This is a genomic window from Micromonospora sp. TSRI0369 (assembly GCF_001905625.1).
In the GTDB taxonomy this organism is placed as follows: domain Bacteria; phylum Actinomycetota; class Actinomycetes; order Mycobacteriales; family Micromonosporaceae; genus Micromonospora; species Micromonospora echinospora_A.
On sequence record NZ_LIVU01000001.1, the window covers coordinates 317897 to 338424 of the forward strand.

Annotated in this window: 18 protein-coding genes, 1 tRNA gene and 2 pseudogenes; 8 read left to right on the top strand and 13 right to left on the bottom strand. The window is 72.5% G+C overall.

Annotation, left to right across the window (positions count from 1 at the left end; translation table 11 throughout):
• Positions 1–55: 55 nt before the first annotated feature.
• From glmU to AMK25_RS33155, 4 genes and pseudogenes are all read right to left on the bottom strand, one after another.
• A pseudogene (gene glmU, locus AMK25_RS01460) lies at positions 56–1621 on the bottom strand (bifunctional UDP-N-acetylglucosamine diphosphorylase/glucosamine-1-phosphate N-acetyltransferase GlmU); the annotation flags it as partial.
• A 33-nt stretch (positions 1622–1654) separates the two neighbouring features.
• A tRNA-Gln gene (locus tag AMK25_RS01465) sits at positions 1655–1725 on the bottom strand.
• A 47-nt stretch (positions 1726–1772) separates the two neighbouring features.
• Positions 1773–2327, bottom strand: a complete 555-nt coding sequence (locus AMK25_RS32165; RefSeq protein WP_083664589.1) for a hypothetical protein — start codon at positions 2325–2327, stop codon at positions 1773–1775.
• Between the two features lie 47 nt (positions 2328–2374).
• Positions 2375–2509 (bottom strand): annotated as a pseudogene (locus AMK25_RS33155) (hypothetical protein); the annotation flags it as partial.
• A gap of 66 nt (positions 2510–2575) precedes the next feature.
• Between AMK25_RS33155 and AMK25_RS01480 the strand changes: the two are divergent.
• Positions 2576–3253: a TetR/AcrR family transcriptional regulator gene (locus AMK25_RS01480; RefSeq protein WP_198937420.1), complete on the top strand. Its 678-nt coding sequence runs from the start codon at positions 2576–2578 to the stop codon at positions 3251–3253.
• A 35-nt stretch (positions 3254–3288) separates the two neighbouring features.
• On the opposite strand, the gene AMK25_RS01485 is transcribed toward AMK25_RS01480, so the two are convergent.
• Entirely contained in the window at positions 3289–3747 is a 459-nt protein-coding gene (locus tag AMK25_RS01485; RefSeq protein ID WP_073825366.1) for an ester cyclase, read from the bottom strand.
• A 109-nt stretch (positions 3748–3856) separates the two neighbouring features.
• Between AMK25_RS01485 and AMK25_RS01490 the strand changes: the two genes are divergently transcribed.
• Positions 3857–4483, top strand: coding sequence for a TetR/AcrR family transcriptional regulator (locus tag AMK25_RS01490; RefSeq protein WP_073825370.1), 627 nt, complete (start codon positions 3857–3859; stop codon positions 4481–4483).
• Between the two features lie 36 nt (positions 4484–4519).
• On the opposite strand, the gene AMK25_RS01495 is transcribed toward AMK25_RS01490, so the two are convergent.
• The 6 genes from AMK25_RS01495 to AMK25_RS01520 all read right to left on the bottom strand — a co-directional run bounded on the left by AMK25_RS01495 (position 4520) and on the right by AMK25_RS01520 (position 10411).
• A complete protein-coding gene (locus AMK25_RS01495) occupies positions 4520–4987 on the bottom strand; it encodes a DUF4383 domain-containing protein (protein WP_073825374.1) in 468 nt (155 codons plus the stop codon).
• Positions 4988–5102: 115 nt separating this feature from the next.
• Positions 5103–5558: a DUF4383 domain-containing protein gene (locus tag AMK25_RS01500; protein ID WP_073825378.1), complete on the bottom strand. Its 456-nt coding sequence runs from the start codon at positions 5556–5558 to the stop codon at positions 5103–5105.
• Between the two features lie 97 nt (positions 5559–5655).
• Positions 5656–7455: an ABC-F family ATP-binding cassette domain-containing protein gene (locus AMK25_RS01505; protein ID WP_073825382.1), complete on the bottom strand. Its 1800-nt coding sequence runs from the start codon at positions 7453–7455 to the stop codon at positions 5656–5658.
• Positions 7456–7518: 63 nt separating this feature from the next.
• Positions 7519–8472, bottom strand: coding sequence for a 4-(cytidine 5'-diphospho)-2-C-methyl-D-erythritol kinase (locus AMK25_RS01510; RefSeq protein WP_030501156.1), 954 nt, complete (start codon positions 8470–8472; stop codon positions 7519–7521).
• Between the two features lie 84 nt (positions 8473–8556).
• Positions 8557–9426 carry a 16S rRNA (adenine(1518)-N(6)/adenine(1519)-N(6))-dimethyltransferase RsmA gene (rsmA, locus tag AMK25_RS01515; protein WP_073825385.1) on the bottom strand — a complete coding sequence of 290 codons (870 nt, stop codon included), beginning with the start codon at positions 9424–9426 and terminating at the stop codon, positions 8557–8559.
• A gap of 79 nt (positions 9427–9505) precedes the next feature.
• A complete protein-coding gene (locus AMK25_RS01520) occupies positions 9506–10411 on the bottom strand; it encodes a TatD family hydrolase (protein ID WP_073827019.1) in 906 nt (301 codons plus the stop codon).
• Between the two features lie 81 nt (positions 10412–10492).
• Between AMK25_RS01520 and AMK25_RS01525 the strand changes: the two genes are divergently transcribed.
• Positions 10493–11737, top strand: coding sequence for a hypothetical protein (locus AMK25_RS01525; RefSeq protein WP_073825389.1), 1245 nt, complete (start codon positions 10493–10495; stop codon positions 11735–11737).
• Positions 11738–11798: 61 nt separating this feature from the next.
• Positions 11799–12650 (top strand): alpha/beta fold hydrolase, encoded by an 852-nt coding sequence (locus AMK25_RS01530; protein WP_073825393.1) that lies wholly within the window; start codon positions 11799–11801, stop codon positions 12648–12650.
• Positions 12651–12707: 57 nt separating this feature from the next.
• Here the strand turns inward: AMK25_RS01530 and metG are convergent, their stop codons facing one another.
• A complete protein-coding gene (gene metG / locus AMK25_RS01535) occupies positions 12708–14510 on the bottom strand; it encodes a methionine--tRNA ligase (RefSeq protein ID WP_073825397.1) in 1803 nt (600 codons plus the stop codon).
• Between the two features lie 127 nt (positions 14511–14637).
• Between metG and AMK25_RS01540 the strand changes: the two genes are divergently transcribed.
• Positions 14638–15465, top strand: a complete 828-nt coding sequence (locus tag AMK25_RS01540) for a hypothetical protein (RefSeq protein ID WP_241826209.1) — start codon at positions 14638–14640, stop codon at positions 15463–15465.
• A gap of 60 nt (positions 15466–15525) precedes the next feature.
• Here AMK25_RS01540 and rsmI read toward each other — a convergent pair whose 3' ends face one another.
• On the bottom strand, positions 15526–16365 hold the full coding sequence (gene rsmI / locus AMK25_RS01545) for a 16S rRNA (cytidine(1402)-2'-O)-methyltransferase (protein ID WP_073825401.1): 840 nt from the start codon (positions 16363–16365) through the stop codon (positions 15526–15528).
• 92 nt (positions 16366–16457) lie between these two features.
• On the opposite strand from rsmI, the gene AMK25_RS01550 reads away from it, so the two are divergent.
• From AMK25_RS01550 to AMK25_RS01560, 3 genes are all read left to right on the top strand, one after another.
• Positions 16458–18137: a dolichyl-phosphate-mannose--protein mannosyltransferase gene (locus AMK25_RS01550; RefSeq protein WP_073825405.1), complete on the top strand. Its 1680-nt coding sequence runs from the start codon at positions 16458–16460 to the stop codon at positions 18135–18137.
• 284 nt (positions 18138–18421) lie between these two features.
• Positions 18422–19714, top strand: a complete 1293-nt coding sequence (locus tag AMK25_RS01555; RefSeq protein ID WP_073825409.1) for a VWA domain-containing protein — start codon at positions 18422–18424, stop codon at positions 19712–19714.
• Positions 19715–19716: 2 nt separating this feature from the next.
• Positions 19717–20490 (top strand): peptidase, encoded by a 774-nt coding sequence (locus tag AMK25_RS01560; RefSeq protein WP_073825411.1) that lies wholly within the window; start codon positions 19717–19719, stop codon positions 20488–20490.
• Positions 20491–20528 lie beyond the last annotated feature (38 nt).

Consider the following 20528-nt stretch of genomic DNA (forward strand, 5'->3'; position numbering starts at 1 on the left):
GGCCCGTCTGCTCCCGTATGTCGGTGGTGCCCGGCGGCGGTGGGGCCGGGGAGTGTTCGGTTGCAGTATGCCCCCGGTTCAACGATCCACCCACGGCCCGCCGATCCCCGTGGAGTCAGTCACCTTCCCTTGCGGCCCCGCCCGTCTCCGACGCATCCTCACCGGCCCGCCGCGCCGCCTCCGCGGCCTCCGTACCGGCCCGCTTGCGCAGCACCCAGCCCTCCACGTTGCGCTGCTGGCCCCGCGCCACCGCCATCGCACCCGGCGGCACGTCCCCGGTGATCACCGAACCGGCAGCGGTGTACGCGCCGTCGCCAACCCGCACCGGCGCCACGAACATGTTGTCCGCTCCGGTACGCGCGTGACTGCCGATGGTGGTGTGGTGCTTGCGCACCCCGTCGTAGTTGACGAAGACAGTGGCCGCGCCGATGTTGCTGTGCTCGCCGATCGTCGCGTCCCCCACGTACGACAGGTGCGGCACCTTCGACCCGTCACCGATCGACGCCTTCTTGGTCTCCACGAACGTGCCGACCTTCGCCTTGCGGCCCAGCCGCGACTCCGGCCGCAGGTACGCGTACGGGCCCACGCTGGCCTCCGGCCCCACCTCGGCGCCGAGCGCGTGGGAGCGCACCACGCTCGCGCCCGCGCCCACCACCGTGTCCACGAGCGTGGTGTCCGGGCCGACGAGCGCGCCCTCGCCGACCACCGTGGTGCCCTGCAGCTGCGTGTTCTGGTCGATCACCGCGTCCCGCTCGACGGTCACCGTCACGTCGATCCACGTCGTGTGCGGGTCGAGGATGCTGACCCCGGTACGCATCCAGCCCTCGTTAACCCGGTCGCGCAGCAGCCGCCGCAGCGCCGACAGCTCGACCCGGTCGTTGCAGCCGAGCGTCTCCACGTGGTCGGCGGCGCAGTGCACCGCGACCGGCTCCCCGGCGTCGCGCAGCAGCGCGAAGACGTCGGTCAGGTACTCCTCGCCCTGGTCGTTGTCGGTGGAGAGCTTGCCCAGCGCCTCCCGCAGCCGGGCCGCGTCGAACGCGTAGATGCCCGCGTTGATCTCCCGCAGCGCGCGCTGCTGGGGCGTGGCGTCCCGCTCCTCGACGATCTGCTCCAGCTGCCCCTGCACGTCCCGCACGATCCGGCCCAGACCGGTCGGGTCCGGCACCTCGGCGGCGAGCACCGTCGCCGCGGCGGCGGCGTCCTCGTGCGCCTCGACGAGCGCCTGGACCGTCTCCGGCCGCAGCAGCGGCACATCCCCGTTGATCACCACGACGGTGCCGGTGGCGTCCGGCGCCGCGTCCAGCGCGATGCGGACCGCGTGGCCGGTGCCGAGCTGGCGCTCCTGGAGCACCGGCGTCGCCGCCGGGGCCACGTCGGTCAGGTGCGCCCGGACCTGGTCGGCGCCGTGGCCGACCACCACCACGGTGCGGTCCGCGCCGAGCGGCGCGGCCGCGGCGAGGACGTGACCGAGCAGGGTACGGCCGAGCAGCGGGTGCAGCACCTTGGGCAGGGACGACTTCATCCGCTTGCCCTCACCGGCGGCGAGCACGACAACGGTGCGGAGGTGGGGCTGGGACACGACGTGGCTCTCCCGTCGGGACGGCGACAGTCTCGCGGTCATGCTAACCACCCGCGGGAGGGCAAACAGCAGAAGCTCCCGGGAGAGGATTCGAACCCCTATAATCAGGACCAAAACCTGACGTCCTGCCATTAGACGACCCGGGACGGTCGAAAACGGGCAAAAGGCAAGCTGCCCGCCGGCTGCCTACACCTTACCGGTCACGTGGTGGATCTTCATTGCTCATTCCTTTCATGATCCCCTCGATCCTCCAGTAGAGCCGGCTCCCGCCCACCACATGGATGGTCAGGCAGCCGCGATAGTCGGTTCCGACGTTCTTCCGTGTCGTCAGTGGACGATGCCTCTTGATAGTGGTGGGTTGAAAGCGATCAGCGGGCACACCCACCCGCTCGGCCCACCACCGGACCGCCGCCGCGTCGTCAGCCGTCTCGTGGATGCTGACCCGGAATCGTCGATCCTCGGGCGGGACCTCGACGGCATCCAGGAAGCGCAGGAACAGGCCCACGAGCAACGGATCGCTGTTGACGAACTTGATCCTGCAGTCGTGCGGACGCCACGGCTTGGCCTTGCCGCCCTCACACCAGTAGATCGCCGCCCCGATCAGCAGCAGTTCGCGCAGGCCCAGCCCTCGCACCCACTCGGCGGACGCCGCGACCGTCTCCGCCCTGGCCGCGTCACGGGCGGCGCGGTGCGCGCCCCACTGCGCATCGGATCGGGCCCGCTGTGCGGCCTGACGACGCCGCCGCACCAACGCCGGTCGAGCGGCAGGTGGCGAGTCCAGAGATACGCCGTCGACTTGGAGACGTCGAGCCGCTCCGCGATCTCCCCGACGGGACAGCCGGCACGCCGCAGTGCCAGCGCCTGGGCGTGCAGCTCAGGCTTTCGGCCACGATAGGAGCCGTGCGCGTTCGAGCGATCGCCACGAGTCACCCCCAGAGACTAGAACTGGCGTACGACAAATCAACCGGTCGGACCGCGTACGCCTCGCCTGGCAGGATGGGGCGGGTGACCGACGTTCCCGGCAGTGACCGCGCCCGCCGGCGGCCCGCGCCGGCGGCGAAGCCGTCCCGGGTGCGGATGTCCGCGACGCAGCGGCGCGAGCAGTTGATCTCGATCGCCCGGCAGATCTTCGCCGAGCGTGGTTTCGACGCGACCTCGATCGAGGAGATCGCCGCGCGCGCGAAGGTCTCCAAGCCGGTGGTCTACGAGCACTTCGGCGGCAAGGAAGGGCTCTACGCGGTGGTGGTGGACCGGGAGGTCCGGGCCCTGCTGGACCGGATCACCACGGCGTTGACAGCGGGCAATCCGCGGGAGCTGCTGGAGCAGGCCGCGTTGACGCTGCTGACCTACATCGAGGAGGAGACCAGCGGGTTCCGGGTGCTGGTCCGGGAGTCGCCGCTGATGTCGGCGACGGGCAACTTCAGCAGCGTGATGAACGACGTGGCGCACCAGGTGGAGCACATCCTCGCGGGCGAGTTCTCCATCCGGGGGTACGACCCGAAGCTGGCCGAGCTCTACTCCCAGGCGCTCGTTGGCATGGTGGCGTTGACCGGGCGCTGGTGGCTGGAGGTGCGCAAGCCGCGCAAGGAGACGGTGGCCGCGCACCTGGTGAACCTGGCCTGGAACGGGTTGTCGCACCTGGAGTCGAAGCCGGGTCCGATCCCCCGGGGTTGAGCTGGATCCTCGGCCCGTGCGGTGCAGCGGTGGCGCTAAGCCCCTGCGGCAGCCGCGATCGCCGAGTCGAAGTCGGGGGCGGCACCGATCTGGGCGAGCAGCACGTTCGCCGCGTTGTAGCAGTCGAACCTTTCGATCTTTCCGTCACGGAGATGCCAGAGATCAGCCGTCGGCACGTCGATCCGGTTGCCGGTCGGCGGGATCTCGCCGGCCGGGGTGGGGAAACCGCCGAGGTGGGTTCCCTGAATTCGTAGTTCGACGGCGACGACATCACCGAGAGCATGCACGTCGAGCAGCTCGCGGTGGACGTCGGGAAAGACGCCGGCGAAGCCCGTCAGCGCCTGAGGAATCTGGTCCCCGCGGAAGGTCAGCCCATTGGGCACGTCGTTGAACGTTCCGTTCTCGGTGAACAGGGCGCGAAAGCCGGGTCCGTCGAGGACGTCCCCTTCCGCCAGCCGGTATGCCTCGCGAACGATCTCTTCGTTGCTCTTCATTCTGCCGTCCTTGATTGTCGTGCCGCAGCGGGAAACAGTTCTCATCGATGCGCGCCGCAGCCACGTTAACAAGTTTTTGACCAGATGGTCAATAACGTAGGCTGCCCACGTGCCCCGTCCCCGCAAGTTCGTCGAGAGCGATGTCGTCAGCAGCGCCAGTGAGGTGTTCGCCGTGCACGGCCTCGCCGCCTCGACCCTCGACGACCTGGTGCGGGCGACCGGCCTGGGCAAGCAGAGCCTCTACAACGCGTTCGGCGGGAAGCGGGAACTGTTCCTCCGGGCGCTCTCCGAGGATCGGGAGGAGGCGACGCGCGCCGTCTCGGAAGCGCTCGGGCACGACGGCGCTTCGCCGCTGGAACGGATCCGGGGTCACATGCTCCGCATGGCGATCGAGTTCAGCAGCAGTGACCGGAGGGTCTCGCTCACCACGCGCGCGCTCGTCGAGTCGACCGGCGAGGAGGATCCGCTCTCCACTGTCACGAAAGCCGGCATCGAGCAGCTCGCCGGGATCTACGCCGGATGCCTGGAACACGCCCGGGAGAACGGGGATCTCCCGGAGGACGCGAACGTGCAGTCACTGGCGGTCTACTTCGTCGCGGTCACCCGGGGGATGGAGTTGCTCGGCCGTGCCGGTGTCGGCCGCAGCGTCCTCACCGCTGTCGCACTCGACGCGCTTCGCGCGCTCCACGGTCCGCGGGCCGACCGGGCCGACGAGGTCCCGTCGACGCGGGAATGAGCCGCGACGCCCGTGGTGGCGGCGACGACAGCCGGTTCAGCGCTCGGCGATCGGGTGGTAGCGGCGCTGCCGCTCCTCCTCGGACTGCTCCGGGGTGCCGACCTTGTCGTAGAGGCCGGTGGCGAGCAGGACCAGCCCGAACAGCAGCGACACGATGACCGTCGACATCGAGAAGTTCAGGAAGTTCGCCGAGGTCTGCAGCACTGACATCATCAGGATGCCGGTGATCAGGAAGACCGCGCCGGCGGTGAGGTTCATGTAGTGGCCGAGGTTGTCGCGGCGGGACGCGCCGACCAGCAGGACCGCGCCGAAGACGACCGAGACCAGCGAGAAGGCCAGGTTGGTGCGCAGGCCCAGCGCCCAGTCGCTGCCCCGGCCGAACAGTCCTTCGCCCCAGGTCAAGAAGACGCCGTAGACGCCGAAGACCAGGATGTAGAGGCCGATGAGCCCGGACAGCACCCGGTAGAGGGGCCGCGCGGGGTGGTTCACCGGGAAGTGCGCCATGGTGCCCTCCAGTCGTGTGACTGATTCGGGGCAATTGTCGCCTGGGTTGTCCGTTCGCGTCCGGAAAACACCCAAGGCCCGGCGCGCCGCGCGCCGGGCCTTCGTGCGAGAGGGGTCAGAGCACCAGGCGGGCCTTCTGCCACGCCTCGTGCTCGTCGTCGGAGCCGACCTTGCTGTACATGCCGGCCATCAGGAGCACCAGCGCCAGGGTCAGGACCACGACGTCGGTCATGATCGAGAAGTTGAAGATGTTGACGTCGGTCTGCAGGAACGCCAGCGAGCCCAGGCCGATCACCATCAGGGTGTAGGCCAGCCACTGGTTGACCGCCACGTCGAGGTTGCGGCCGATCGCGGTGCCGACCAGAATCACCACGCCGACGAGCACCGACACCAGCGAGAACGCCATGTTGGTGCCCTGACCGAGCACCTTGGTGTCGTCCTGGGCGAAGAAATCGCCACCGGCGCTGGCGATGACGCCGAGGCCGCCGAAGACGACGAAGTACAGACCAACGATCCCGCCGATCGCCCGGTAGATCGGCCGCGCGGGGTGGTTGACGGGGGTGTGGGCCATCTCTGCGTCTCCAAAAGACCGTTCGGACGAGGGTTCCACCGGTGATTGTCCCGTACGCCGGTCAGTGACGCCGCACACCCCCCACCCCGGCGGCAGGTCAGCCGCCGGGCAGCTCCTCGGCCAGGGCCAGCCAGGTCTCCTCGGTGCGGTCCCGCTCGGCCCGTACCTCCTTGAGCTGTGCGTCCAGCTCGGCGACCCGGGCGTAGTCGGTGGCGTTCGCGGCGAGTTGCTCGTGCAGGGCCGCCTCCTTCTGCTCCAGCTTGGCGATCTGCCGTTCCAGCCGGTTGAGTTCCTTCTTCGCGACGCGTACCTCGGCGGCGGACATGCCCTCGCGGGCCGGCGCCGCGGTCGCCGGGGTGAGGTCGGCGGGCGCCGGGCCGCCGGCCGCGGCGGCGCGCGCCAGGTACTCGTCGACGCCGCCGGGCAGGTGCACCAGCCGGCCGTCGCCGAACATGCCGTACGCGACGTCGGTGACCCGCTCGATCAGGTAGCGGTCGTGGCTGGCCACCACGATCGTGCCGGGCCACGAGTCGAGCAGGTCCTCCAGCGCGGCGAGCGTGTCGGTGTCCAGGTCGTTCGTGGGCTCGTCCAGCAGGAGCACGTTGGGCTCCCCGGCGAGCAGGCGCAGCATCTGCAGGCGGCGGCGCTCACCGCCGGACAGGTCGCTCACCGGGGTCCAGAGCCGCCGGTCGTCGAAGCCGAAGATCTCGGCGAGCTGGGCGGCGCTGATCTCCCGGTCGCCGAACTGCACCCGGCGGGCCACCTCCTCGACGGCTTCCAGCACACGCAGGTGACCGGGAAGTTCGGCGAGTTCCTGGGAGAGGAACGCGGGCCGGACGGTCTGCCCGGCGGCGAAGCGCCCGCCGTCGGGGCCGGTCACCCCGGCGAGCATCCGCAGCAGGGTGGTCTTGCCGGCGCCGTTGCGGCCGAGGATGGCCACCCGGTCGCCGGGCCCGACCTGCCAGGTGGTGTCGTGCAGGATCTCCTTCGGGCCGGCGTGCAGCCGGACGCCTTCGAGGTCGTACACCTGCTTGCCCAGCCGGGCGGTGGCGAGCCGTTGCAGCGACATGGTGTCGCGGGGTTCCGGCACGTCGGCGATGAGCGCGTTCGCCGCGTCGATGCGGAACTTGGGCTTCGAGGTGCGCGCGGGCGCGCCGCGGCGCAGCCAGGCAATCTCCTTGCGGAGCAGGTTCTGCCGGCGGGCCTCGGTGGCGGCGGCCACGCGCTGCCGCTCGATGCGGGCCAGCGTCCACGCGGCGAAGCCGCCCTCGTACGCCCGGACGGTCTGGTCGGCGACCTCCCAGGTGGCGGTGCAGACGGCGTCGAGGAACCAGCGGTCGTGGGTGACGACGACGAGCGCGCCCTTGCGGGTGACGAGGTGGCGGGCCAGCCAGTCGACGCCGCCGACGTCGAGGTGGTTGGTGGGCTCGTCGAGGACGAGCAGGTCGGCGTCGCGGACCAGCAGGGCGGCGAGCGCGACGCGGCGGCGTTCCCCGCCGGACATCGGGCCGACCGGCGTGTCCAGGCCGAGGTGGGGCATGCCGAGGCCGTCGAGGATGGCGCGCACACCGGCGTCGCCGGCCCACTCGTGCTCGGCGCCCATGCTCTCGTCGAGCCAGGCGGTGCCGAGCACGACGTCCCGCACGGTGAGGTCGGGGGCCAGGTCCAGGCGCTGCGGCAGCCAGGCGACGCGCAGGTCGCGCCGGTGGGTGACGCGGCCGTCGTCGGGTTCCTCGGCGCGGGTGAGCAGCCGCAGCAGCGTCGACTTGCCGGCGCCGTTGAGGCCCACCACGCCGACCCGGTCGGCGTCGTCGAGGCCGAGCGAGACGTCGGTGAGCAGCGGCCCGGCGGCGCCGTACCCCTTGGACACCCGGTCCAGGTTGACGATGTTGGCCATTCCCCACCTTTCACGACTCAGGCGTCCCGGGGCCCGGGACGCCTGAGTCAAGGGTACGGGGCCTCAGACCACGCGGGCGCCGGCGACCGGTCCGTGCGCGACGCGGGCCTCCCGGCACACCCCGGCGGCGGTCAGCTCGGCGGCGATCCGCCCCGCGTCGGCCTCGCCGGCGGCGAGGAAGACACAGGTGGGCCCGGAGCCGGAGACGATGCCGGCCAGCGCGCCGGCCGCCTCGCCCGCCTTGAGCGTCTCGGCCAGCGAGGGACGCATGGTCAGGGCGGCGTCCTGGAGGTCGTTGCCGAGCGTGGCGGCGAGCACCCGCGGGTCGCGCTGGCGCAGCGCGGCGAGCAGCGCGTCGGTGCTGCCCAGCGGCGTGCCGGCGGCGCCAGCGTCACGCAGCCGGTCCAGTTCCCGGTAGGCGGCCGGGGTGGACAGGCCGCCGTCGGCGATCGCCACCACCCAGTGCCAGGAGGTGGGGCGGGCCAGCACCGGGCTGACCGCCTCGCCCCGGCCGGTGCCGAGCGCGGTGCCGCCGTGGATGAGGAACGGCACGTCGGAGCCGAGGTCGGCGGCGATGCCGGCGAGTTCGTCGCGGGACAGCCCGGTGCCCCAGAGCGTGTCGCAGGCGACGAGCGCGGCGGCGGCGTCGGCGCTGCCGCCGGCGAGACCGCCCGCGAGCGGGATCTGCTTGCGCAGGTGCAGCCGGGCGTGCGGGGCGACGCCCGCGTAGCCGGCGAGCGCGTGCGCGGCGCGCAGCGCCAGGTTGGTGTCGTCGAGCGCCAGCTCTCCGGCGCCCTCACCCTCCATGGTGAGGGTGAGCGTGTCACCGCGCCGTGCGGTCAGCTCGTCGTAGATGGAGATCGCGTGGTAGACGGTGTTCAGCTCGTGGTAGCCGTCACGCCGCAGCGGTCCCACCCCGAGATGCAGGTTGACCTTGGCGGGCACCCGCACCTTGACCGGGCCACTGGCCCCGCGTCGCTGCCCGTCCTCGTCCTCCGGTCGCCATGCCTCGGTCACCGGGTGAGCTCCCCTGGACGCGGGCGGATGTCGAACGGCTTCTGCACGGTCAGCTCCTCGGCGGGGTCGGGCAACGGCGCCAGCCTACTGCTCGGCGGCGGAGCCGTCGGGGGCCGACGCGGCGATGGCGGCGAACTGCTCCACGGTGAGCGATTCGCCGCGTGCGCCCGGGTCGACACCGGCCGCGGCGAGCGTCGCGGCGGCCCGGTCCGCGCCGCCGGCCCAGCCGGCCAGGGCGGCGCGCAGCGTCTTGCGGCGCTGGGCGAACGCGGCGTCGACGACGGCGAAGACGGCCTTGCGGGGTACGTCCGGCCGGGGCGGTTCGCGCCGGGTGAACGCGACCAGGCCGGAGTCGACGTTCGGCACCGGCCAGAACACGTTCGGCGGGACCTTGCCGGCGGCCCGGGAGCGGGCGTACCAGGCGAGTTTGACCGACGGGATGCCGTACACCTTGGAGCCGGGACCGGCGACGAGCCGGTCGGCGACCTCCTTCTGCACCATCACCAGGCCGTGCCGCAGTGTGGGCAGCTCGGCGAGCAGGTGCAGTACGACCGGCACGGCGACGTTGTAGGGCAGGTTCGCCACCAGCGCGGTCGGCGCCGGGTCGGCCAGATCGGCGGCGGTGACCCGCAGCGCGTCGGCCGGGTGGACGGTGAGCCTCGCGGCGGCCTCGCCGGCGAAGCGGGCGGCGGTCTCCGGCAGCGCGGCGGCCAGCGCCGGGTCGAGTTCCACAGCGTGCACGTGCGCGGCGACCGGGAGCAGGGCGAGCGTGAGCGAGCCGAGCCCGGGGCCGACCTCAAGCGCCACGTCGTCCGGGGTCAACCCGGCGGTGGTGACGATGCGGCGCACGGTGTTCGGATCGTGCACGAAGTTCTGGCCGAGCTTCTTGGTCGGCGTGACGCCGAGGCGCGCGGCGAGTTCCCGGATCTCCGCCGGGCCGAGGAGTCCGGTCACGCCCCGTAGCGTAAGCGGCCCCGCCCGGGGGGAAGGAAGGGCCCCTTCTTAACGCCTCGCGATATGGAGGGGCCCCTTCTTAACGCCACGGGCCGAACGCGCGCTCACCGTTGGTGGAGATGGTGGCGCAGAGGGTGTCCAGGTCGGCGCCGGTGGTCCCGGCGAGGAAGCGGACGGTCAGCGGGATCAGGTACGAGGCGTTGGGCCGGCCCCGGTGTGGCATCGGGGTGAGGTACGGCGCGTCGGTCTCCACCAGCATCTGCTCCGGCGGGGTGACGGCGGCGGCCTCGCGCAGCGCGGCGGCGCTGCCGAACGTGACGGTGCCGGCGAAGCTGAGCAGGAAGCCGCGCCGGACGCACTCGCGGGCGAAGTCGGCGTCGCCGGAGAAGCAGTGCATGACCACGGTGTCCGGGGCGCCCTCGTCGTCGACGATGCGCAGCACGTCGGCGTGCGCGTCGCGGTCGTGGATGACGAGCGCCTTGCCGCGCCGCTTGGCGATGGCGATGTGCGCCCGGAAGCTCTCCTCCTGCGCGGCCCGCCCCTCCTCGCCGGTACGGAAGAAGTCCATCCCGGTCTCGCCGACGCCGCGTACCCGGTCCCGGCCGGCGAGCGCCTCGATCTCGCGCAGCGCCTCGTCCAGGTCGGTCAGCCGGGGCGCCTCGTTCGGGTGCAGCGCGACGGTGGCGAGCACCGGGGCGTACCGGTCGGCGACGTCGGCGCTCCACCGGGACGAGTCGACGTCCACCCCGACCTGGACGAGCCGGTCCACGCCGGCCCGGGCGGCGACGTCGATCGCGGCGGCCACCGGGTCGTCGCCGGGGGTGCCGCCCGGGGGTGTCCCGAATTCGCCGACGGTGATGTCGAGGTGGGTGTGGCTGTCCAGCACGGGCACGGGCAGCGGCTCGGGTGCGGGCGGGAACTCCCCGGCCCGGCGGGCGGCGCGCTGCTTGCGGGTCTCGGTCTGCTCGGTCATCGCGGCCAGCATCACACACCGGCCCGGGGCGGCGTTCCCGGACCGCCACCGGCCGTTCACACGCCCCACATCTGGCGGGCTTAGCGTCCTGGAGTGACAGTCACCGACCAGACCGGTGGGCCCGCCTCCGACCGGGCCGGGTTGCGCGTGACGTACGCCGGCCGGGTGCACCCGGCCGAGGAGATCGCCCGGGGCGCGGCGTACGAGCTGTTCAGCGCCGACGAGGCGCCCGGGTTCGAGTGGTGTCCCCGGCCCGGGGGCGGCTATCCGTGGCGCCGGTTCGTGCACGCGACCGAGGTGGACGCGGTGCACGGGGGCCCCGGGACGGCCGACGAGACGGACCCGCCGCTGCTGATGCCGGTGCACCGCGACCGGGGCTGGGCGTACGTACACCGGCTCAGCCAGCAGCCGGGGGCGGCGGGCGACCCGACGCTGGCCGCGGTGCGGGCCTCGGCGGTGATCCGGCCGGGTACCCGGATGGTGAAGGTGCTCTCCGCCCGGCAGCTCGCCGGCTACGTGCGGGGCTGGCTGCCGCACGGCTTCTGCTACCGGGAGCACGACGTGGCGCACCTGCGGACGCCGGCCGGGATGGCGGTGCTGCGGGGCGACTCCGAGAGCGGTGACGTGGCGTACGCGCTGCGCTGGCGGGCCGCCGACCCGGCCGACTACGACGTGCCGGTGGGCGAGGCGCACCGGGGGCTGATGGCGTTGCCGCCCCGGGACCGGCTGGGGCCGCCGGTGCTGGGCACCGGGTTCGTGCCGAGCAGCGCGCAGCTCGTGCCGGAGTTCGTCACCCGGGAGTTCGCCGACCTGCCGATGCCGGCGAACGCCACGCTGCTCGCCTATCCGGCCGAGGGGGTGGAGGTGGTGCTCTACACCTACCAGGCGGAGCAGCGTGGGTGGCTGCGCCTGGCGGGTCCGCAGTGGCGGCACCTGCTCGCCGCGGTGCCCGGGCTTTCCGCCGACCAGGAGTACGTGCCGACCGGCGAGGCGCCGCGCTCGACCCGGCTCGTCGGCGCGTACGCGGGTTCGGAGTACGAGGCGGTGGCCGACCAGCCGGGCGGGTTCCGGGTGCTGGCGATGACCCGGGCGGCCCGGTACCCGGTGGACACGCCGGCCCGGCGGCTGCGCACGGCGACGTGGCGCGGGGCGCCGTGCCTGGTGCTGCGGGAGGAGGGCGGCTGGCTGCGGTTGCGGTTGCGCCGTCCGGATCCGGACGCGGTGGCCGCGACCGGGGCGCAGTGCCTGGAACGGGGTGTCTACGAGGTCTGGGCGCCGGGCGCCGAGCTGACCGACGACCGGGTGGTGGATCTGCCCTATCCGGACCGGCACGCATAGACGGGGGCGCGTGGGGAAGGCGTGGGGCGTCCGAGAAACCCGCGCGAGGGGGAATCCCGACATGCCTTTCGTCACAGTCGGTACGGAGAACTCCGCACCCATCGACCTGTACTACGAGGATCACGGTTCCGGTCAGCCGATCGTGCTGATCCACGGTTTCCCGTTCAACGGGGCTACCTGGGAGAAGATGAGCGGTCCGCTGCTGAATGCCGGATACCGGGTGATCACGTACGACCGGCGAGGGTTCGGCAACTCCGCCCAGCCGGCCATGGGCTACGACTACGACACGTTCGCCGCCGACCTGGACGTGTTGATGACCGAACTGGACCTGCGCAACGCGATCCTGGTCGGGCACTCCATGGGCACCGGTGAGGTGACCCGCTACCTGGGCGCGTACGGGTCGGACCGGGTGGACCGGGCGGTCCTGTTGGCCCCGTTGGCGCCGTACCTGCTGAAGACGCCCGACGACCCGGAGGGCGTCGACAAGAGCATGTTCGAGGGGTTCCAGAAGGCGATCATCCAGGACCGGTTCGCCTACCTGACCCAGTTCTGCGACGCGTTCTTCAACGCCAGCGAGAACCGGGGGAAGCTGGTCAGCGACGAGGCTTACCACGCGCACTGGCAGATCGGCGCGCAGGCGTCGGCCAAGGGCACCCACGACTCGGTGGACGCCTGGCAGACCGACTTCCGCGGTGACCTGCCGAACATCGACGTGCCGGTGCTGATCATCCAGGGCGACAAGGACAACGTGCTGCCGTACCCGGTGACGGGCCAGCGGCTGGTGAACATGCTGTCCGACGCCAAGCTGGTCACGCTGAAGGGTGCGCCGCACGGCACGCCGTGGACCCATCCCACCGAGGTCAACAAGGCCATCATGGAGTTCATCGGCAAGCCGAGCATGGCGACCGCCTGACCTGGCGGACGACCGCGGCCCCGGGGAGATCCCCGGGGCCGCGGTTCGCGCGTGTGCTCAGCCGGCCAGGCGGGCCAGCTCCTCCTCGACGATGGACGGGTCGAGCTTGCGGAACACCGGCTTCGGCGCCGCGAGCGGCCGGTCCACTTCCAGGGGTACGGACTCCCAGCGCGTCCCGACCGTGTAGTCACCGGTCAGCACCGGGTACGACGGCCCGCCGTCGAGGTCGTCGACCTCCTCGATCACCGGCATCGGCGCGTGCGTGCCGGTGCCGCCGAGCAGCTCGTGGATCTTCTGCGCGGAGTGCGGCAGGAACGGGGTGAGCAGCGTGTTGGCGTCGCTGACCACCTGGAGGGCGACGTGCAGGATGGTGCCCATCCGGGGCTTGTCGTCAGCGCTCTTGAGCTTCCAGGGCGCCTGCTCGGAGAGGTACTTGTTGGCCTCGGCGACGACCTTCATGGCCTCACCGATGGCCTGCTTCTGCCGGTGCCGGGCGATCAGGTCGCCGACGGTGGCGAAGCCCGCCTTCGCGGTGTCCAGCAGCGCCTGGTCGGCCTCGGTGAGCCCGGCCGGGTCGACCGGCGGGATCGCGCCGAAGTTCTTCGCCGCCATCGAGACGGACCGGTTGACCAGGTTGCCCCAGCCGGCGACCAGCTCGTCGTTGTTGCGGCGCAGGAACTCGGCCCAGGTGAAGTCGGTGTCGTTGCTCTCCGGCCCGGCCACCGCGATGAAGTAGCGCAGCGCGTCGGCGTCGTAGCGCTCCAGGAAGTCCCGCACGTAGATGACCACCTTGCGGGAGGAGGAGAACTTCCGTCCCTCCATGGTCAGGTATTCGCTGGAGACGACCTCGGTGGGCAGGTTGAGCCGGCCCAGTTCGCCCGGCTCGCCGTCGCGGGCGCCCTCGCCGGAGTAGCCGCCGAGCAGCGCCGGCCAGATCACCGAGTGGAAGACGATGTTGTCCTTGCCCATGAAGTAGTACGAGCGGGCGTCCTTGCCCTCACCGTCGGCCGACCACCACTTGCGCCAGGCCTCCGGGTCGCCGGTGCGCCGGGCCCACTCGATGGACGCGGACAGGTAGCCGATGACCGCGTCGAACCAGACGTAGATCCGCTTGTCCGGCCGGTCGCGCCAGTCGTCGAGCGGGATCGGCACGCCCCACTCCAGGTCCCGGGTGATGGCTCGGGGCTGGAGGTCGTCGAGCAGGTTGCGGGAGAACCGCAGCACGTTGGGGCGCCAGCCCTCGCGGTTGTCCAGCCACTGCCGCAGCGCGTCGGCCAGGGCGGGCAGGTCGAGGAAGAAGTGCTCGGTCTCGACGAACTCCGGCGTCTCCCCGTTGATCTTCGACTTGGGGTCGATCAGGTCGATCGGGTCGAGCTGGTTGCCGCAGTTGTCGCACTGGTCGCCGCGCGCGCTGTCGTAGCCGCAGATCGGGCAGGTGCCCTCGATGTAGCGGTCGGGCAGCGTCCGGCCGGTGGACGGGGAGATCGCCCCGGTGGTGATCTTCGGGACGATGTACCCGTTGCGGTACAGGCCGGTGAACAGCTCCTGCACCACCGCGTAGTGGTTGCGCGTGGTGGTGCGGGTGAACAGGTCGTAGGACAGGCCCAGCGCCTGCAGGTCCTCGGCGATCACCCGGTTGTAGCGGTCGGCCAGCTCACGCGGGGTCACGCCCTCGGCGTCGGCCTGCACCTGGATCGGGGTGCCGTGTTCGTCGGTGCCGGAGACCATGAGCACGTCGTGACCGGCCATCCGCATGTACCGGGCGAAGACGTCGGAGGGAACGCCGAATCCGGATACGTGGCCGATGTGGCGCGGGCCGTTGGCGTAGGGCCAGGCGACCGCGGCGAGAACGTGACTCATGAGCAGCAAGCCTAGTGATTGCGGTGGGCCGGTCGCGAACCAATGGGCGGCAGGCGCTGGCCGTACGTCCGATTTGTCGCCGACACGCGGCATGAGCTTCATCGCAAGCCGGGCGTACCGGTGTGAAATGAACATCGTGACCAACAGACCAGCGGCGCCGGAGCCGTCGGCGGCCACCACCCGGCGGGCGCGGCCCGCCCCGGCGGGCACGCCCGTCGCGCCGCAGCCCCGGCTCGATCCGGCGGACCCGCCGGTCGAGGTGGAGCCCACCACAGGCGCGCCGGTGGACGCGGTGCCGAGCCGGGTACCGGTGCGGCAGCCGCGCTGGCAGCGCAAGGCCGCGCAGGCGGGCGGCTGGGCGCCGATCGAGGAGGTGCACTGGGACGGCACGCCGCTGCGCGACGAGCCGCACCCGCTCCCCGTCCGGCCGCCGGTCCGCCGCGAGCCGGCCCGCCCGGTCCCCCCGCCGACCCCGCCCGTCGGCCTCGCCGTGCTGCTGACGTTGAGCCTGCTCGCCGCGTTCTTCGCCTGGGTGAGCGCCGGGCCGTTCTGGCTGGCCGCCGGGCACTCGACCGGCGGCACCGTGATGATCACCGAGTGCGCGGGCGGCGGGCTCACCCAGCGCTGCCGGGGGATCTTCCTGGCCGACGGCGACCGGTTCCAGGCCCAGGGTGTACGGGTCAGCGGCGTACCGGCCGGGCGAACCGCCACCGGCACCCTGCTGCCGGCACGGATGACCGGGCCGGACGGGTCCACCGCCTACGCGGACACCGGCCCCGGACGGCACCTGCGCTGGCTGCTCGGGCTGGCGCTGGTGGCCGGGTGCGCCGCCGGGATCGCCAGGTGGACCGGGGCGACCCGGCTGGCGGACGAGCGGCAGCGCCGCTGGGCGGTCGGCCTGGCGCTGGCCGGTCCGGCGCTGATCACCGTCGGGTTCCTGGCCGCCGCCTGGTGAGATGCTGTGTTAAAAGGGGGCCCTTCCGCTACCTGAGGCGTTAACAGAGGGCCCTTCCTTTCACTGGTGCACGACGGCGTAGACCTCGCGCCGTCGCAGCCCGTACGCGGTGGCGACCTCGGTGATCGCGTCCCGCCGGGACAGCCCGGCCGCCTCGCGCTCGGCCACCGCGGCGCGCAGCGTGTCGTCGTCGGGCCGGACCGCTGGCGTGGCCGGCGCGCCCGCCACGACGAGCGTGATCTCCCCCCGGGGGTCGCCGTCGGCGGCCCACTCGGCCAGGTCGCCCAGCGGGCGGCGGACCACCTCCTCGTAGGTCTTGGTCAGCTCGCGGCAGAGCGCGGCGGGCCGGTCCCGGCCGAACGCCTCGGCCAGGTCGGCGAGCGCGGCGGCGATGCGGTGCGGCGCCTCGAAGAACACGAGCGTGCGGTCCTCGGCGGCGAGGGACCGCAGGCGGGAGCGGCGGGCGCCGGGGGTACGGGGCAGGAAACCCTCGAAGCAGAACCTGTCGCAGGGCAGCCCGGACAGCGCCAGCGCGGTGGTGACCGCGCTCGGCCCGGGCGCCGCGGTGACCGGCACGCCCGCGTCCAGGGCGGCCCGGACCAGCCGGTATCCGGGGTCGGAGACGCTCGGCATGCCGCCGTCGGTGACCAGCGCGACCGTGTAGCCGGCGGTGAGCACCTCGGCCAGCTCCGGGGTACGCCGCTCCTCGTTGCCCTCGAAGTAGGAGACGATCCGGCCCGGCACTGTCACGTCGAGGTCGCGGGCGAGCCGGGTGAGCCGCCGGGTGTCCTCGGCGGCGACCACGTCGGCGGCGGCCAGCACCTCGCGGAACCGGGCGGACGCGTCGGCCGGGTTGCCCAGCGGCGCGCCGAGCAACACCAGCCGTCCGACCTCGGACATTTCCCCCACGGCGTGTGCTCCTTCATCGAAGGTCGTACCAATTTCGGAGACGACGGACGCCACCGGGCACCCTCGCAGCCTACGATCGCCGGGTGACGAGTGCGTCGACAGCACAGAGCGCGAACCCGGATCCCTCCACCGCCGAGCGGGGCGACGGCAACGGGGGCGGCCTTCCGGCCGCCGTCCGGCGCCGGCTCGCCACCGTCGACGACCGCATCGGTCGGGGGCAGGCGTGGCTGGCCACAGCCGTGGTGGTGGCGATCGCGGCGATCCTGCGTTTCGTGGGTCTCAGCTTCCCGCCCGGCAAGGTCTTCGACGAGACCTACTACGCCAAGGACGCGTACGGGCTGATCGACCGCGGCGTCGAGTGGAACTACAAGGACAACGGCCCGTCGTACGTGGTGCATCCACCGCTGGGCAAGTGGATGATCGGGATCGGCGAGTGGGCCTTCGGCTACCAGGACGCGGACAGCGGCGTCTCGGTGCCGGGCCACCTGATCACGACGTCGCCGGAGTTCGGCTGGCGGTTCGGCGCGGCGGTGGCCGGCACGCTGTCGGTGCTGCTGCTGGTCCGCATCGGCCGGCGGATGTTCCGCTCCACGGTGCTCGGCTGCGCGGCGGGCCTGCTGCTCGCGCTCGACGGGTTCCACCTCGTGCTGTCCCGCACGGCCATCCTCGACATCTTCCTGCTGCTGTTCGTGCTGGCCGCCTTCGGCGCGCTGGTGCTCGACCGGGACGCCCGGCGGCGGCGCTGGACGCGGGCCCTGGAGTCCGGGCTCGACCCGACCCGGCCGGGCCGCGCCGGGCGGCCGCCGTCCGGGTGGCGGAACTGGCCGTGGTGGCGGCTGGCGGCCGGGGTGCTGCTCGGCTGCGCCTGCTCGGTCAAGTGGAGCGCGATCTACTTCGTGCCGGCATTCGCGCTGCTGGTGCTGCTCTGGGAGGTGGGCGTCCGCCGTTCGGCCGGGGTCCGCCGCCCGTGGCGTGACGCGGTGCTGGACGAGCTGCCCTGGCTGCTCGCGGCCGGCGTGCTGATGGTGGTCACCTACGTCGCGACCTGGTCGGGCTGGCTGCTCAGCGACGAGGGCTACTACCGCCTGGCCGAGCGCTACCCGAACAACCCGGAGCTGAGCGACACCCCGTTCATCGGGGCGCTGAACAACCTGTGGGAATACCACAAGGCTTCGTACGGCTTCCACACCCAGCTCGACGACCCGCACAAGTACCAGTCCTGGCCGTGGCAGTGGCTGCTGCTCGGCCGCCCGGTGGCGTTCCACTGGTCCGGGGACGGCAGTTGCGGCGCGCCGAGCTGCGCCTCGGAGGTGCTGCTGCTGGGCACCCCGCTGCTGTGGTGGTCGTTCCTGCCGGCGATCGCCGCGACCGCCTGGCTCGGCCTGGCCCGGCGGGACTGGCGGGCGGGCGCGATCCTGCTCAGCGTCGCCGCCGGCCTGCTGCCCTGGTTCTGGTTCGCCCTCGACGGCCGGACGATGTTCTCCTTCTACGCCGCGCCCGCGGTGCCGTTCCTGGTGCTCGCGGTGGTCTATGTGCTCGGCGCGATCACCACTCCGGCGCCGGTGACCGCGACGACCGCCACGGCCGCGCCGCCCGACCCGCAACAGCTACGGGATCGGCGCATGGTGGGCGGGATCATCGCGGGCGCCTACGTGTTGCTGGTGGCGCTCTGTTTCGCGTACTTCTACCCGATCTTCGTGGGCCGGGTGCTGCCGTACGCGGAGTGGTCGGCGCGCATGTGGCTGGACGGCCGCTGGATCTGAGGCGCGGGCGCCGGCACAAAGAAGCGCGCCCCGATCGCCTGCCACGGGGGAAGCGGGCGATTGGGGCGCGCAAGACAGAGCTTAACCACACTCCGGCACGGGCACAACGGGTGCGGGCCGGTCAGATTTACGACGGGCACGCCACTCCCGGAACGTCGCCTCAATCATCTGACCGTGGGTCATCCTGCGGGAACATAACGGGTTCGATCTCCGGCGCAACGGCCGCGCGGAGGGTCGCCAGACCCGGATGATCTTCCAAAGTGGATCTCACTACACTTCGCCCGGTGATCAACAAGAGACGATCGACGATTGTCCTCTTCGGACTCCTGGCGGCCGCCGCGCTGATCGGGCCGAGCCCTGCCGGGGCCGACGACGAGACCACCGAGCCGGTCGCCGAGCCGCCCAAGGTAGAGCTGGTCCTCGATGTCAGCGGCTCGATGCGGGCCCGGGACATCGACGGGCGCAGCCGGATCTCCGTCGCGCAGCAGGCGTTCAACGAGGTGGTCGACGCCCTGCCGGACGAGACACAGCTCGGCATCCGGGTGCTCGGTGCCACCTACCAGGGCAAGGACAAGAAGCAGGGCTGCCTGGACACGCAACAGATCGTGCCGGTCGGCCCGGTGGACCGTACCCAGGCCAAGGCCGCCGTCGCCGGGCTGCGCCCGACCGGTTTCACACCGGTCGGGCTGGCGCTGCGCTCCGCCGCGCAGGACCTGGGCACCGGCAGCACCGCCCGCCGGATCGTGCTGATCACCGACGGCGAGGACACCTGCGCCCCGCCCGACCCGTGCGAGGTGGCGCGCGAACTGGCCGCCCAGGGCACCCGGCTCGTCGTCGACACGCTCGGTCTCGCCCCGGACGAGAAGGTACGCAAGCAGCTGCTCTGCATCGCCGGCGCGACCGGGGGCACCTACACGGCGGCGCAGAGCGCCGACGAGCTGACCGGCCGGATCAAGCAGCTCGTCGACCGGGCCCGGGACACGTACACGGCCACCCCGGCGGTGGTCGGTGGCGGCGCGGCGTGCCAGGGCGCGCCGCTGCTCGCCCCCGGCGTCTACAGCGACCGGGAGGCGTTCTCCGAGCACCGCTGGTACCGGGTGCCGGTGCGGCCCGGACAGGAACTGCGCGCCTCGGTGAGCGTCGCGCTGGACCGGCCGGTCAACCCGGACTACGGCGTGCTGCTGCGCGCCACCGCGCCGGACGGGCGGGAACTGGTCCGGGGCGTCGACGCCGGAAGCGGGCGCACCGACGTGATCTCCGCCGGCCTGCGCTGGTCGGCCGCCGAGGAGGAGGACGACGGCCCGAGCCCGGAGCCGAGCCCCGGCGCGGAGCAGGCCGTACGAACCGTCTGCCTGGTGGTCAGCAACTCGTTCGCGGCCCGGCCCGGTACGCAGGCCCAGCCGGGCATGCCGGTGGAGCTGACGGTCGACGTGGTGGCCGCCTCCCCCGCCCCGGACGGGCCGGACCTCGGCCGCGGCTGGGTGCTGCTGCTCCTGCTCACGCTTGCCGGACTGCTCACCGGGCTGGTCGCCGGACTGCTCACCCGCTGGTGGGTGCACACGTGGAGGGTGAACTGAGCATGCGTACGCTGATTCGCGCCGCGGCGGCGACGGCCGTCACGGCACTCGCCCTCACCCCGGCGGCGGCCCTGGCCGCGCCCAGCCCGTCACCGGGCGCGACCACCGTGACCAAGGCCGGCACCTCGTTCCTCACCGCCACGACCGTCACCGCCGGGCAGCCGGTGCAGGTGGGCGCGTCGACCGGCGACCACCTGTACTGGTCGTTCCGGGCCGACGCCGGGCAGGTGCACGAGATCACCGCCACCGTCACGTTCCCGAAGCGACGCACCGGCGCGTCCACCTGGAGCGTCGACGTCTTCGACGGGCTGCGCCGCCGGCAGGCGTGCACGGCCGGCGCGCAGACGCCGACAGCGGACGCTGCGGCGACGAGCGTGGCGCTCGGCTGCACGCTGCGCCGGGTACGGCCGTGGGCCGAGCCGTGGTCGGGCGACCCGCTGCCCGGCACCTACTACGTCCGGCTCTCCGTCACCGACCTGCCCGAACCCGACCTCGGCCTGCCGGTCGAGGTGGAGATGCTCGTCGGCGCGACAGACGAGGGCGGCGCGTCCGGCGACGACGGCGAGCTGGCCGCGCCGCTGGTGCCGAACACCAGGGCCGGCACGGTGCTGGCCGCCGAGCCGACGCCCGAGCCGGTGGCCGAGGAGGAGACCGACCTGACCGGCTGGCTCCCCGACGCGGGCTCGCGCTGGGTGTGGACCGGCGTGGGCGGCGTGCTCGCGGCCGTGGCCGGCGTGGTCGGCTTCGCGCTCACCCGGCGGCCCCGCCGCGGCTGAGAACCACTTCCGGTGGCCGTCGTGAACCCGACGCGACG

Excerpts from the sequence above, each read along its gene's own strand:
- rsmI (WP_073825401.1), bottom strand. The coding sequence starts at position 16,365 with ATGTCCGAGGTCGGACGGCTGGTGTTGCTCGGCGCGCCGCTGGGCAAC.
- AMK25_RS01505 (WP_073825382.1), bottom strand. The coding sequence starts at position 7,455 with ATGGCCAACATCGTCAACCTGGACCGGGTGTCCAAGGGGTACGGCGCC.
- AMK25_RS01500 (WP_073825378.1), bottom strand. The coding sequence starts at position 5,558 with ATGGCCCACACCCCCGTCAACCACCCCGCGCGGCCGATCTACCGGGCG.
- AMK25_RS01495 (WP_073825374.1), bottom strand. The coding sequence starts at position 4,987 with ATGGCGCACTTCCCGGTGAACCACCCCGCGCGGCCCCTCTACCGGGTG.
- AMK25_RS01480 (WP_198937420.1), top strand. The coding sequence starts at position 2,576 with ATGGGGCGGGTGACCGACGTTCCCGGCAGTGACCGCGCCCGCCGGCGG.
- AMK25_RS01520 (WP_073827019.1), bottom strand. The coding sequence starts at position 10,411 with ATGCTGGCCGCGATGACCGAGCAGACCGAGACCCGCAAGCAGCGCGCC.
- AMK25_RS01540 (WP_241826209.1), top strand. The coding sequence starts at position 14,638 with ATGAACATCGTGACCAACAGACCAGCGGCGCCGGAGCCGTCGGCGGCC.
- AMK25_RS01485 (WP_073825366.1), bottom strand. The coding sequence starts at position 3,747 with ATGAAGAGCAACGAAGAGATCGTTCGCGAGGCATACCGGCTGGCGGAA.
- metG (WP_073825397.1), bottom strand. The coding sequence starts at position 14,510 with ATGAGTCACGTTCTCGCCGCGGTCGCCTGGCCCTACGCCAACGGCCCG.
- AMK25_RS01530 (WP_073825393.1), top strand. The coding sequence starts at position 11,799 with ATGCCTTTCGTCACAGTCGGTACGGAGAACTCCGCACCCATCGACCTG.
- AMK25_RS01560 (WP_073825411.1), top strand. The coding sequence starts at position 19,717 with ATGCGTACGCTGATTCGCGCCGCGGCGGCGACGGCCGTCACGGCACTC.